The organism is Myxococcus sp. MISCRS1, assembly GCF_026626605.1.
In the GTDB taxonomy this organism is placed as follows: domain Bacteria; phylum Myxococcota; class Myxococcia; order Myxococcales; family Myxococcaceae; genus Myxococcus; species Myxococcus fulvus.
On record NZ_JAPNKB010000001.1, the window covers coordinates 2,122,016 to 2,135,502 of the forward strand.

Annotated in this window: 12 protein-coding genes; 7 read left to right on the top strand and 5 right to left on the bottom strand. The window is 70.8% G+C overall.

The window, feature by feature from the left end:
* Nucleotides 1-142: 142 nt before the first annotated feature.
* The 5 genes from OWM54_RS08020 to OWM54_RS08040 all read left to right on the top strand — a co-directional run bounded on the left by OWM54_RS08020 (nt 143) and on the right by OWM54_RS08040 (nt 7,105).
* Entirely contained in the window at nt 143-427 is a 285-nt protein-coding gene (locus tag OWM54_RS08020; RefSeq protein WP_370640378.1) for a hypothetical protein, read from the top strand.
* A 31-nt stretch (nt 428-458) separates the two neighbouring features.
* Nucleotides 459-803, top strand: a complete 345-nt coding sequence (locus OWM54_RS08025) for a hypothetical protein (protein ID WP_223748872.1) — start codon at nt 459-461, stop codon at nt 801-803.
* A gap of 135 nt (nt 804-938) precedes the next feature.
* Entirely contained in the window at nt 939-5,015 is a 4,077-nt protein-coding gene (locus OWM54_RS08030; RefSeq protein ID WP_267697107.1) for an IPT/TIG domain-containing protein, read from the top strand.
* 30 nt (nt 5,016-5,045) lie between these two features.
* On the top strand, nt 5,046-5,732 hold the full coding sequence (locus OWM54_RS08035) for a response regulator transcription factor (protein ID WP_267697108.1): 687 nt from the start codon (nt 5,046-5,048) through the stop codon (nt 5,730-5,732).
* 2 nt (nt 5,733-5,734) lie between these two features.
* Nucleotides 5,735-7,105 carry a sensor histidine kinase gene (locus OWM54_RS08040; protein ID WP_267701102.1) on the top strand — a complete coding sequence of 457 codons (1,371 nt, stop codon included), beginning with the start codon at nt 5,735-5,737 and terminating at the stop codon, nt 7,103-7,105.
* A gap of 16 nt (nt 7,106-7,121) precedes the next feature.
* Here OWM54_RS08040 and OWM54_RS08045 read toward each other — a convergent pair whose 3' ends face one another.
* The 3 genes from OWM54_RS08045 to OWM54_RS08055 are packed head-to-tail and all read right to left on the bottom strand — an operon-like array spanning nt 7,122 to nt 9,202.
* Nucleotides 7,122-7,769 carry a polysaccharide deacetylase family protein gene (locus OWM54_RS08045; protein ID WP_267697109.1) on the bottom strand — a complete coding sequence of 216 codons (648 nt, stop codon included), beginning with the start codon at nt 7,767-7,769 and terminating at the stop codon, nt 7,122-7,124.
* Nucleotides 7,766-8,308, bottom strand: a complete 543-nt coding sequence (locus tag OWM54_RS08050) for a VOC family protein (RefSeq protein WP_223748868.1) — start codon at nt 8,306-8,308, stop codon at nt 7,766-7,768. The genes OWM54_RS08045 and OWM54_RS08050 overlap by 4 nt, the downstream gene beginning before the upstream one ends.
* Nucleotides 8,309-8,344: 36 nt before the next feature.
* The gene (locus tag OWM54_RS08055; RefSeq protein ID WP_267697110.1) at nt 8,345-9,202 is read right to left on the bottom strand and encodes a fumarylacetoacetate hydrolase family protein; all 858 of its coding nucleotides are present in this window, start codon (nt 9,200-9,202) and stop codon (nt 8,345-8,347) included.
* Nucleotides 9,203-9,352: 150 nt separating this feature from the next.
* Between OWM54_RS08055 and OWM54_RS08060 the strand changes: the two genes are divergently transcribed.
* Both OWM54_RS08060 and OWM54_RS08065 read left to right on the top strand, forming a co-directional pair.
* Nucleotides 9,353-10,105: a GntR family transcriptional regulator gene (locus tag OWM54_RS08060; protein ID WP_267697111.1), complete on the top strand. Its 753-nt coding sequence runs from the start codon at nt 9,353-9,355 to the stop codon at nt 10,103-10,105.
* 35 nt (nt 10,106-10,140) lie between these two features.
* Entirely contained in the window at nt 10,141-10,977 is an 837-nt protein-coding gene (locus OWM54_RS08065) for an alpha/beta fold hydrolase (RefSeq protein ID WP_267697112.1), read from the top strand.
* Here OWM54_RS08065 and fabD read toward each other — a convergent pair.
* Nucleotides 10,962-11,885, bottom strand: a complete 924-nt coding sequence (gene fabD / locus OWM54_RS08070; RefSeq protein WP_267697113.1) for an ACP S-malonyltransferase — start codon at nt 11,883-11,885, stop codon at nt 10,962-10,964. The genes OWM54_RS08065 and fabD overlap by 16 nt on opposite strands.
* Before the next feature lies 1 nt (nt 11,886).
* The gene (locus tag OWM54_RS08075; RefSeq protein WP_223785256.1) at nt 11,887-13,479 is read right to left on the bottom strand and encodes a hypothetical protein; all 1,593 of its coding nucleotides are present in this window, start codon (nt 13,477-13,479) and stop codon (nt 11,887-11,889) included.
* Between the last annotated feature and the right edge of the window lie 8 nt (nt 13,480-13,487).

The window sequence follows — 13,487 nt, forward strand, 5'->3', positions numbered from 1 at the left end:
CGGGAATATGCCGTTCATCTTCCCTGCCGTCAGGAAGGGATGGGTAGCAAGCACCCCACGGGTATTTGCTCGACGTCAGGCCTGCCCAATACATTCCAGAGGCCGGTCATCTCGCCGGCACACACACCAAGGACAATCACCCGTGAAGATGAAATCACTCATCATCGGTCTGGCGTTTGGAGGGATGTTGGCGGCGTGCGGCGGCGCGCCGGAGGAGCTGACGGACGCCGAGGGCACGCTCGGTGAGACGGAGCAGGGCATCTGTGAGGGGTACGCCAATGGGGCGCGGCACTGCACGTTCAAGTGCACGGCCAACGACTGGCGTCACTGGTACGGCTACAACGACGTCGCGTGGGGTCAGTGTGAGGACGTGGCACGGCGCGACTGCGGCCGCGAGCCGTACAGCGTCTGCTGGAGCATCCCCTGAGCCTGCTTCCCTCACCCCCGGAATCCCTCCCATGAAGAAGCCGACGAATCCCCTGTTGCTGGCGCTGACCTCCGCGATGTTCCTCGCCGCGTGCGGCGCCCCTCCGGAGGAGGCGACCGAAGCCTCCTCGCTGCCGGACCCGGCCTCCGTCGTGATGACGAAGGACCGCGTCCCGGGCGAGGTGAGCGCGTCCTGGACCGCCAACTGTGCCGGCTGGGCGCAGGGCGGCCGCACCTGTTCGTGGCGCTGCCGCAGCACCAGCGAGTGGATGTGGGCCACGCAGACCGTCGCGTACGGCGACTGCAACGCCTACGCGAACAACTTCTGCGGACGTGATGCCTACGCCGTCTGCTGGAGCAGCAACCCGCACCCGTAGTCCCCCGAGGCCGGAGGACCGAAGGCCCCGGGCTCGCTCGCGCGTCCGGGGCCGCTCCACACTTCCTCCACATCCTCCCCGCATCCTGCCCCCACTCGGATTGGCGCTTGGGGCGCCATGCAGGGGGAGATGGTCATGAAGGATGTCAATCAGGGGTGGAACACCGCGGTCAACGTCGATGCCTCGCTGCTGACGACGATGGCGGCCAATTTCGCCGCGGGCGCGCAGGACCCGACGGTCACCTTGCAGCAGGGCTCGGTGACGGTGGGGCTCCAGCAGCTGTCCGTCGCGCTCGACAGCCAGACGGACTCGGTCGTCTTCAGCGTCCCCTGCACGGGCACCGTGGCCCGGCAGGCCGTCGACGGGACGCTGAGCGTCGGCGTCCGGATGGCGAGCCTCGCCATGGGGTGCGTCTATCCGACAGCCTACCTCGCCACGAACGGCCTGGCGGGTTGTGACGCCAGGGCCAAGGCCCCCTGGACGCTCGACAGCAACGCGCTGACCGTGGAGGTGTGGGTGCGAACCCAGGCGACGCAGGCGCAGACGCTGGTGTCCGTGCCCGACGCGGGCCTCTCGGTGGGAATCAATGGCGGCAGGCCCGTGGTGACCTGGGGAGGCCAGACCTGCGTCGCCCCCGGCTCCGCCGCGACGCTGGATGATGGCCACTGGCACTTCGTGGCCGTGTCCCTCGCCGCCCAGGTCATCACCTTCTACGTGGACGGACAGTCCAAGGGCACCGCGACGCTGTCCTCGCAGCCGCGGACGAACGGGCAGAGCCTGTGCATCGGCCAGGGCCTGGACGGCGAGGTGTCCTCCGTGCGGCTCTGGACGCTCGCGCGCACCGCCGCGCAGCTCCAGCAAGCGATGAACGCCACCCTCCCCCTCCCCCAGCCAGGCCTCGTGGGCGTGTGGACCTTCGACGACGGCCAGGCCGTCAACCAGGTCGACCAGGGCGTGGCCACCCTGCAGGGCGGCGCCACGTGCGTGACGACGGCGGACTCGGGGGACGAGGACGACGCCAAGGCCTGGAACACCCTCTGGTTCCTCGACCCGGAGCACACCTTCACCGTCACCATGAGCCCGAAGTCCGGCGTCTCCGCCCTCATCGAGACGGCGGTGCTCGGTCAGCTCCAGACGGCCATCACCCAGGGCAAGGCGACCGGCGCGGTGAAGCCCCCGCCGCGCGCGCCCACGACGATGACCTTCTCCCTGACGGCGGGCGACGCCCCGGACCTCATCGCCCTGATGATGAGCGACCACGCGCTCCCGCCGGGCTGGCCCGCGCCGACGCCCTTCCCCTCCACGCCCACCTTCACCACGTCCCCGACGCAGAACCTCGCCATCCTGGTCGATGACACGTTCCTGCTCCAGGAGATGATTCCCGCGCTGGCCAAGGCCATGAAGGTGCCGGAGTCGGACTTCCAGGTGAAGGGGAGCCCTCCGGTGCTCTCGCTCACCCAGCCCGTCACCCTCCACGCGAAGGGGCAGAGCATCCACCTGAAGGCCTTCACCCTCGGCTTCACGGACAAGGGCCTGGCCCTGGTGATGAAGGCCACCGCCTTCCACATGGCCGTCCAGCTCACGGGCACCGTCACCCTGACGGTGCGGCAGAAGGATGGCGTGGGGAAGCTCTACTACGACATCCTGGACCCCGAGGTGAGCTACGCCCCGGACTCGAGCGACCCCACGGTCCAGAAGTTCGAGATGCTCCTGGCCCTGCCGCTCGTCGGCGTCGTCGCGGCCCTCATCGTCGCCGTGTACATGGGCATCGTCATGTATGTGATGTCCAAGCTCCAGGACGCGCTCGACGACGCGGATGGCTTCGTCGACACGGGCTCGAAGGGGCAATCGCTGTCACTCCAGCGGGTCGCGTTCGACAACGGCGTGTATCTCTATGGACAGCTCACGCCCGCGAACAAGGGCGCCTCGCGCGGCGCCACGCCGAAGGCCGCGTCCGCCCCCGTCCTCACCGGGTTCAGCCCCGACGAGGGCGCCTCGGGCACCCAGGTGACGCTCACCGGCACGGGGCTCTCCAACACGCTCGAGGTGAGCTTCAACGGGACGCCCGCCGATTACTTCCGCTGCTGGAGCGACCGCCAGGTGGTGGCCCGCGTCGCGGACGGAACCACCACGGGCCCCATCCAGCTCACGACGGCCCAGGGCACCGCCGTGAGCGCCGCGCCCTTCACGGTGGCCGCGCCCCCGACGCTCAGCTCCGTGGGCCCCCCGAGCGGCCAGCAGGGCGACGCCGTGAAGCTCTACGGCACGGGCCTGCTGTCCACCAAGAGCGTGTACTTCCACGAGGACATCCTCGCGTCCTTCACGCTCGTGTCGGATGACCAGCTCATCATCACCGTGCCCCCGGGCGCCGTCAGCGGCCCCATCACCGTGTCGACGCCTGGCGGCACGGCGACGCAGGACGGCTTCGTCGTCAAGGGAAGCCAGGTGCCCGCCCTCACCGCCTTCACGCCCACCGCCGGCACCCCGGGCACCGAGGTCACCGTGACGGGCGCGGGCTTCACCGGCACCACGGACGTGACGTTCAACGGCGCGCCCGCGGCGTCCTTCACCGTCCTGGATGACCACCACCTCGTCGCGGTCCTGGGGAGCCGGACCACCTCCGGCCCCCTGCGCGTCACCAACAGCCGGGGCACGGGGGTCTCCTCCAGCGCGTTCAACGTCCTGTCCGCGCCGAGCGTCGACAGCTTCTCGCCCACCAAGGGCACGCCCGGCACCCCCATCACCCTGCATGGCTCCGGCTTCGCGGGGGCCACGGCGGTGCACATCGGCACGCCCGGGGTGCAGGTGCCCATCGTCTCGCTCGGCGACACGAGCGTCACCGTCACCTCGCCCTCCGGAACGGGCAGCGGCCCCGTGTCCGTGGAGACGCCGGCGGGCATCGGCGCCTCGAAGGACGACTTCCAGGTGCTCAGCGTCGCGCCCCCCGTCCTCACCACGTTCTCTCCGCTCACCGGCGGCCGGGGCACGGCCGTCACCATCACCGGCTCCGGCTTCACCGGCACGACGGGCGTGGCCTTCGGAGGCGTCGCCGCCCCCCTCTTCGAGGTGGTGAGCGACACCGAGCTCACCGCGTACGTGCCCAACAAGGCGGTGAGCGGCCCCCTGCACGTCACCAACACGAAGGCGGATGGCTACTCGCCGATGGCCTTCACCTTCGTGGCGCCGCCCACCCTCAGCCAGTTCGCCCCACCGTCGGGCCCGGTGGGCACGCAGGTGGTCCTGACGGGGACGAACCTGGGGAGCGCCACCGAGGTGCGCTTCGGCAGCGCCTCCTCGGCGCAGGCGGCCTTCACGGTGCAGGGCAACACGAAGCTCACCGCCACCGTGCCGTCCGGCGCGCTCACGGGCAACGTGTTCGTGACGACGCCCGGTGGCAAGGCGGCCACGAAGAGCACGTTCAGCGTGAGCACGAACGTGAAGCCCGTCGTCACCGGCTTCACACCGGACACGGGCGGCCCGGGGACGAAGGTGACCGTCACCGGCAGGGGCTTCACGGCGACGAGCGGCGTCTGCATCGGCGACACCCCGGCGCGCACCTTCGAGGTGAACAGCGACACGGAGCTGGTGGCCGTCATCGACGCGGACACCACGACGGGCCCCATCAGCGTCACCAACGCCGCGGGCACGGGGAGGTCCTCCCTGTCCTTCACCGTCCCCAAGGTCGTGTGGGTGGACGGCTTCACGCCGCCGAATGGCGAGGTCGGAGCGCAGGTGCGCATCCAGGGAGGCGGCTTCACGGACGTGCAGCGGGTCAGCTTCGGGGACTCGGCCATGCCCGCGTCCTTCACCGTGCAGGGTGACACCGCGCTGACGGCCACGGTGCCCTCCGGCGCGGTGCAGGGGCCCATCCAGGTCGTCACCTCGCGGGGCGCGGCGCACTCGGTGCAGAGCTTCCAGGTGGACGCCTCCGCGGTCGCCACCCTCACCCGCGCAACGCCGGGCTCCGGTCCCATGGGCACGCAGGTGACGGTGGAGGGCGCCCACTTCACCGGGACGACGGGGGTGCGGCTGGATGGCGCGGCCGTCGAGCGCTACCAGGTGGTGAGCGACACCCAGCTCACCTTCCTGGTGCCCTCCGGCGGCACGTCGGGGGCCATCGTCGTGGAGAACAGCCGGGGCGCGTCCCAGGGCAGCGTCACCTTCCAGGTGACGAAGGCGGAGGGCTCCATGCCCAAGGCCCTGGCCGGCTAGGCTCGTGCTTCGGGCACGGAGGTCGTCCCCATGGATTCGCAAGGCCCCATCCTGGTCGTGGAGGACGACCCTCCCATCGCCGCGGGCATCGTCCGCGGGCTCAAGCTCGCGGGCTTCCAGGTGACGCTCGCCACCGACGGCTACCTGGCGCTGGAGGCCGCGCTGAAGGAGCCTCCCGCGCTGGTGGTGCTGGACCTGAACCTGCCGGGCCCCGACGGCTTCGCGCTGCTCGAGGCCTGGCACCACCGGCTCCATGTCCCCATCATCGTCCTGTCCGCGAGGCAGGAGCTGGAGGCACGGCTGCGCTCGTTCGGACTGGGCGCGGCGGACTATCTGGCCAAGCCCTTCTGGATGGAGGAGCTGCTCGCGCGCATCCGCGCCCGGCTGCGGCTGCCGGAGACGAACGCGCGCCGGGTGCTGACGTGGGCGGACGTGCGCGTCGACCTGGATGCGCGCTCCGTCACTCGGGAGGACCAGGGGCTGGTGCCGTTGACGCGCCACGAGCTGGACGTGCTCTTGTACCTGGTCGAGCGCCCCGGCCGCGCGCTCACCCGTGAGCAGATTGCCGACCAGGCCCTGCCCCTCAACGAGGAGCGGGACGCGCGAACGGTGGACTCCCACGTGGCGCGCATCCGCAAGAAGCTGGGCCCCGCCGGCGCGCGGCTGCGCACCGCCTGGGGCATCGGCTACCGCTTCGACCTGGAGGACGCGCCTTGAAGATGTGGCAGGGGCTGGCCTGGAGGACCGCCATCGCGTCGCTGCTGTTGGGCCTGCTCGCCACGCTGTCGGCGGCGTACGTCACGTTCAACAAGACGGCGGAGCTGGCGGCCCAGGGCAGCGCTCGCCTCTTCTCCGAGGCCATGATGCAGGCCCATGGCGAGGCCTGTCGCGCCGCGCCCCAGGGATGGAGCCACACCTTTCCCCAGGGGCTCCAGGTGCGCGCGTTCGACGCGGACAGGCTCCTCGAGCGTGGGGGACCGGACCCGGCGCTCGTGGAGCGGCTCGCCGCGGGCGAGTCCCAGCCGATGTCGCTCCACTACCCGCGCCTCGAGGGAGGTGTGTGGGCCGGGAGCATCCTGATTCGCGCCGCGGCGTCGGGGCCCTGCAGCGTGCTGGAGTACCGGTGGCCCGTGGTGGCCAGCCGGATGAGCGGCGCGCTCTGGTTCATGCTCGCCGCCATCACCTTCACCGCGCTGCTGGCCGCGGCCTCCACGTTCGCCGTCATCTCCCCGCTGCTCAAGCGCGTCCGGCGGCTCCACGCGGCGGCCAGCGGCCTGGGCGGAAAGGCCTACGCCTCCACGAACGACGCCGCGCGCGACGAGCTGGGAGACTTGTCACGCGTCCTGGACGTGGCCCAGGCGCGGGTCCAATCGGATGCGGCGCGCATCCTGGGACAGCAGCAGGCCTTGGAGCGCTTCCTGTCGAACGTGGCGCATGACCTGAAGACGCCCATCGCGTCGCTGCAGCTCGCCCTGGAGCTGGCGTCGAGCGCACCCGCGGAGGAGCTGCCCGAGCTGCTGGTGCGCGGCCTCGAGGACACCGTCTATCTCACCGCCCTGGTCGACAACCTGCGGCTGGCCTGCCAGCTGGGCGAGGGCGTGGATCCACTGGACGGCGAGCCTCGCGCGGCGCTGGGGATGCTGGTGGAGCGCGTGGCGCGCCGACTGTCGCTGCTGGCCCGCCGCAAGCAGCTCACGCTGGAGGTCGCCCGCCCGGACCACGAGCTGTGGGCGCGCTGCCATCCGACGATGCTGGAGCAGGCGGTGAGCAACCTGGTCCACAACGCCATCGCCCACGGCACGCCGGGCGGCCACGTGGTGGCCGTGCTCGAGGAGCCGGCCCCGGAGCGCTTCCGCCTCACCGTGTTGGATGACGGCCCGGGCGTGCCCCCCGAGGACCTGGGGCGGCTCGGCGAGCGGTTGTTCCGGGCGAGCGGTGCCCGGGAGCGGGACCCACGCGGCAGCGGGCTGGGGGTCGCCATTGCCCGCGAGCTGTGTCAGCGCGCCCACCTCACCCTGGACTTCAGCCGGAACGAGCCGTGTGGACTGAAGGTCGTGCTCGAAGGTGCCCGCGTCCCGGCGCCCTCGTGACGCCACGCGCGACGGCTCAGCCGCCCGCGACGAGCCCCGTGAGGTCCCGCACGATTCGTCCGTCGACGATGGGCAGACACTCCGGGGGACACTCCTGGGTGAACCGCACGCCTCGCTCCCGGGCCCGGTGGAGGAACCCGTCGAGCCCGTCCAGACAGGCCTCCGGGATGTCGTGCAACACCATCAGCGTGTGAGGTCTCGCGGCGCAGTCCTCGAGCGCCTTCTCGGGCCAGCCCTTCGCATCCAACCAGTCCCCGGGCACGCTGTTCCAGAGCGCGCACGTGTACTGGTGACGGACCAGGTGCTCGACGGCGCGAGGGCTCAGCAGGTGCGGCCCCAGCTTGCCGCCGCCGCCGAACGGACGGAACCACTTCGCCGTGGAGACCAGGGGCGCGAGCAGCGCGTCCGTGGCGACAATCTCCGCCTCCACCGCGTCAGGACGGGTGTCCTCGCCGAGCGGAGTGGCGTGCGAGAAGGAGTGGTTGCCCACCCGGTGGCCCTCGTCCCGCGCGCGGACCACGAGCCGGCGTCCCTCGTCCGTCCCCAGGTGCTTGCCCAGCACGAAGAACCACGCGGGGATGGCGTGCGACGCCAGCAGGTCGAGCACCCGGGGCGTCACCACGGGGTCGGGCCCGTTGTCGAACGACAGCGTGAGCAGGCTCACCGGAACACGTTGTTGGACGTGCGGTCCCCGGACAGCCAGCGCTTCAGCTCCTGGTGGGCCTTCGCGCGGCGCGCCTGGAGCAGGTCCTGGGTGATGGCCTGGGGGCTGTCGTGGGTGAACTCGACGATCATCCCGTTGGGGTCCTTCACGTACAGCGAGCGGCAATAGCCATGCTCGAGCACATACGTGTCCGGCTCCTTGTAGCCCGCCGCGCGCAGGCGCTGCTCGATGCCCTGCTGCGTCTCCACGTCGACGTTCAGCGCGATGTGGTGGAACGGCGAGGACGGAATCTCCGGCCCGAAGAGCTGCTGGTCCTCGGGCTTCTCGAACTGGAAGAACGCGAGCGCGCTGCCGTCCGCGAGCTCGAAGAAGGTGTGACAGTAGGTGCGCATGGCGCCGAACAGCTCGTCCGACTCGCACCAGGTCGCCACGAGTGGAAGTCCAATCAGGTCCTCGTAGAACCTCCGCGTCGCCTCCAGGTCCTTGGTCACATAGGCCGTGTGGTGAAGACGGCTCGGCAGCTTCGCTTGCGTGGACATGGGTCCTCCCAGGGGTTGGTCCTCAACGACTCGAGCTCACGGCGCACGGACGACGGGGTTCTTGAGCACGCCCACGCCTTCGACGATGACCTCACACACGTCACCCTCGCGCAGGAAGCGAGAAGGGTTGCGCGCGGCGCCCACCCCGCTCGGCGTGCCCATGGCGATGACGTCGCCAGGCTGGAGCGTCATGGCCACGGAGAGGTCCGCGAGGACGGTGGCGACGTCGAAGATCATGTCCGACGTGCTCGCGTCCTGGAGGACCTCGCCGTTGACGCGCATCTGGATGCGTAGGCCCCGCGCGCCCGCGGGCAACTCGTCGGGGGTGACGAGCTCGGGCCCCAGCGGGCCGGTGGCGTCGAAGTTCTTGCCCACGGTCCACTGGTGGGTGCGCTTCTGGTAGTCGCGAATCGAGCCGTCGTTGAAGAGCGTGTAGCCCGCGACCCACTCGAGCGCGCGCTCCTTGGGGATGTGCCGCCCCGGGCGCCCCACCACCACCGCCAGCTCCGCCTCGTAGTCGAGCTGGCTCGAACAGGTGGGCACCACCATCGGCTCGCCGTGGCCCAGCAGGCCCGACGCCACGCGGGAGAAGACCACCGGGTGCTTCGGGGCCTCGTACGTGGCCTCCGCCGCGTGGGCGACGTAGTTGAGCCCCAGGCACAGGAACTTGCTCGGCTCCGGGACGAGCGGCCGATAGGTGAACTCCTCGTCGGGGAGCACCGGCGCTCTCGCGACGTGCCGGGCCAGGTCCGCCAGCACGTCCGGCCCCCGCTCGAGCAGCCCTCGCAGCGAGGTGCCGACCCCCGCGTCGAGCGCCGTCGCGTTGAGCATTCCCCGGGGCGTGCGCACACCCAGCGCGGGCTCCCCCTTCACCAGAATCGATGCAATCCGCATGGTCGCCGGTCTCCCTCGTGCGAGCGCAAGGCTAGCCAGATGGAAGGCCTCGCTCAACCGATTGTCGACAAAATGCGCTTTGCATCCAGTGTGACACCTTGTGTCAAATCCGCGGCGTGACGTATAGGTCGCCTGTCCGTGAGGAAATCGATGGCCGCCCCGTCCCGCATCCGGGTTCCCGTGTCGGAACCCACGCTCGCATCGACCGTGGTGGACCGGTTGCGAGCGGACATCCTGCAAGGTGGCCTCGCGCCGGGAGAGAAGCTGCGGCTGGAGCACCTGGCGCCGCGCTATGGTGTGGGGCGCACGCCGCTGCGCGAGGCGTGTTGCCGACTGGCCTCGGAGGGGCTGGTCACCATCGAGGACCAGCGTGGCTTCCGGGTGGCGCCCATCTCGCGGTCGGACCTGTTGGACCTGACGCGGACGCGGCAGCAGATCGAGACGCTCGCGCTGCGGGGCGCCATCGCCCAGGGGGACATCACCTGGGAGGGAGAGGTGACAGCGGCGCTCCATCGGCTGCAGCGCCGCGCTCCGGCGTCTGGCAGCGGCGTGCTGGATGACACCTGGGAGCTCGAGCATGCGCGCTTCCACGCGACGCTGCTGAGCGCCTGCCAGTCGCCCTGGCTGCTGAAGTTCCACGCGATGCTGTTCGACCAGACGGAGCGCTACCGGCGCCTCTCCCTGGCCCATGGCAAGGCGGGACGGAACGTGGAGGACGAGCACGCCGCCCTGGTGAAGGCCACGCTGGACCGGGACGCGGAGCGGGCGTGCGCGCTCTTGACGGAGCACATCGCCAGGACGACCGAGCGGGTGCTCGCGAGCCACCCCGGGCTGCGCGCGGTGTCCGTCCCGGCCCAGAATACTTTGCCGACAAAAACCCGGCGGCCTCGCGCGAGGGATTGACGCCAGGCGCGGCCGCGCGTACTGGCCGGAGGCACATGGTACGCACGCGCTTCGTCGAGGGTTCAGGAGGGGTTCGGCTCGCGGTGGATGAGTCGGGCCCGGCATCGGGTGCGCCGAGCATCCTCTTCGTGCACGGGCTCGCCCAGGGCCGTGGGAGCTGGGACGAGGTGCTGCGGGGGCGGCTGGCGGAGCGTCATCGCCTGGTCGCCATCGACCTGCGAGGGCACGGGGACTCCGACAAGCCCGAGGGCGATGGCCCCTATGTGGACGGGGTCCACTTCGCTGGGGATCTCGAAGCGGTCATCCAGCAGCTCGGGTTGGTACGGCCCGTGGTCGTGGCCTGGTCCTACGGCGGTGTCGTCGTCGGCGACTACCTGCGGCGCCATGGTGACGACGCGCTGGGCGGCCTGTTCTTCGTGGCGGCGTCGCTCAAGACGGGCAAGCCGGCGCGCGCGCTGTTCGGCCCGGGGATGATGTCCAACGCGCGGGGGCTGATGTCGGAGGACGGCGCCACCTATGAGGCCTCGGCGAGGGCGTTCGTCGAGGCGTGCGCGGCGGGCACGCTCGACGCATCGCGAGTCGACGCGAGCGTGCGAGCCATGCAGCGCGTGCCGGTGAATGTCCGACGCGCGCTGCTGTCCCGGGCGGAGGACTACTCCGTGGAGCTCGAGCGCTGCCGTCGACCGGTGGCCACGCTCCACGGAGAGCTGGACCAGGTGGTGCTCCCCGCCATGAGCCGCGAGGTGGTGCTGGCGTGCTCCCGCTCGGAACAGGGGACCTGGCTGCCAGGGGTGGGCCATGTGCCCTTCCTGGAGGCGACACCCCGGTTCGAGGACGCGCTGGCGTCCTTCGTGGCTCAGGCGTCGAGCTGAGCCAGGACGGTCGGCTCCAGGAACGTCAGCGTCTGGAGCGTCGGCGCCGTCCTCCTGGCGAGGGACGAGACGACCTTGCTGTCCCCCACCTCCAGCACGCGTGTCACGCCCTGCTCGACGAGCGCCTGCATGCACTGCGTCCACAGCACCGGCCCCGTGATTTGGGTCAGCAGCGAGCGCCGGATGCAGACCAGCGTCTTCACCGGCTTCGCGGTCGTGTTGAGCAGCACGGGACATCGAGGCATCCGGAGTTGCAGGCCCGCCACCACGGACTTCCACGCCTCCTCCACCTGCCCCATCAGCGGCGAGTGGAACGCATGGCTCACGTCCAACAACACGCACTCCGTCGCCCCCGCCGACAGGGCCACGTCCTTGAACCGCTCCAGGACACTCCGGTCCCCGGACAACACGAACTGCCTCGGGCTGTTGTGGATGGCCATCACCACCACGCCCCCTCTCGCCGCGTCGTGACACAGCTCCGCCAGCCTCACCCCGTCCAGCCCCATCACGGCCAGCATCCCGCCCGGCGTCGTCACGCTCGCCATCAACTGCCCACGCTTGCGCACCGCGCGAACGGCCGCGGTCAACGGCAGGCACCCCGCCGCCACCAGCGCGGAGAACTCCCCCACGCTGTGCCCCACCACCACCGAGGGCCTCAGCCCCCGCTCCTCCAGCTCCGCCAGGCACGCCACGCTCACCGTCACGATGGCGGGCTGCGCGTTCTCGGTCGCTGTCAGCCGCTCGAACGGCCCCTCCAGGCACAGCCGCTTCAGGTCCTCGCCGATGGCGTCCGAGGCCTCCTCGAACACCCGCCGGGCCGCGACGGAGCGCTCCAGCATCTTCCGCCCCATCCCCACCTTCTGGGAGCCCTGCCCCGGGAACAGCCACGCCCACGCCGTGTCGCTCATGTCAGCCCACCGCCGCCGTGACACCAGGGCCCACCGCCATCCGCTCCACCTCCGCCACCCAGCGCTCGGCGAACTCACGCGCCGTCTCGTCGCGGACCGTCGGTGAGAGGTACTCGAGCACGCCGTGCACCTCGCCTCCCGAGTGGATGATGACGACACCGAAGCAGGGTCGCCCCGTCAGCGAGCCGCGCACCAGCACCCGCTCCGTCTCCACGCCTTCGGGCAGCGCCAGCTCCTCGGGCTGACGGATGGTGCTCACGAGCAGCGAGTAGTTGAACGCGGAGGGGTCCGCGTCGTTGCTCCGAAGCCCCGCCCGGAACATCCCCGGGGGCATCAGCGTCAGCAGCCCCATGTTCACCATGAAGCTCACGGCCTCGTCCGGCTCCCTCAGCTTCCGGATGGACTCCGAGAGCGTCTTCTCCAGCGCGGGTGAGCGCAGGTCCTCGGGGCTCGCCACCACCTGCAACATCCCCAGGTAATTCCCCAAACCAGACGGCACCCCCAACGCGCTCCGCAGGTTCGTGGGAACGAAGGTCCTGAAGCGCAGCTCCGCCTGGCCCCGCTCGCGGCGCAGCGCGCTGGCGGCCCGGAAGACCGCGCCCACCAGCAGGTCATTGCGGCTCACGCCCTCCGCCGTGGAGACCGCCTTGAGTCGCCGCCACGTGTCCGCCGGAATCCGCAGCAGGTGGTGCCGAGTGTGCGTGGGCCGCGCGGCCGCGTCATCGGCGAGCACCGCGGAGGCCCCCTTGTCCGTGTCCCCCATGGAGAAGTGACGGCGCACCAGCCTCCACATCCCCGCGAAGCCCCGAGGCCGCAACAGCTCCCGCAGCCGCTGTCCCCCATGCACGGGAAGCCGCGGCGACAGGGGCCGCCCCGCGCGCAGCTCGTTGTATCGACGCACGAGCAGGTCCAGCATCAGCAACCCACCCTCGCCGTCGACCGCGCAGTGGTGCACCGTGAGGCACAGCCGGTAACCTCCTTCGGGCCGTGGCGCATGAATCACCCGCCACGGCGGCAGCCGCCTCAAGTCCATGGGCGCATCCAGCAGGCGTGAATCCTCCGCCTCCACCGGCGCGTCGGACCAGCACAGCAGCCGCGAAGGCTCCACCCAGGGACGACGGGCGACGAACCTCGCCACGCCCAGCGTCGCCTCACGCACGAACGAGCGCGCCAACGGGAGCTCGCTCAACACCGCCGCGACCGCGCGCTCCAGCGACTCGCGCTCCAGCGGCGTGGCCGTGTCCACGAAGTGGTGCGAGTTCATCCGCGAGCCAGGGCCATCCTGCAGGTAGAAGTACCGGTCCAGGCCGTTGAGCCTCAGCGCCCCCGACTCGGGCGCGAGCGGAATCACCAGCAGCATCAACGCGGCGGCCACCAGCGGAGGCCACGCGGGCATCACCAGCCACAACAACGCCGAGGCGACCGCCAGCTCCACGAGCAGCCCCCGCCGAGGCACGCGCAACAAGCTCAGCGCGCCCACCGCGAAGCCGAGCCAGGCCCACCCACCGAGCCACGCGGAGAGCCCACACAACAACAGCCCCGCCGCGCGGGTACCCACGACGAACGGCGTCTGAAAGAACGAAGAGGAGGACATGGGGCGAG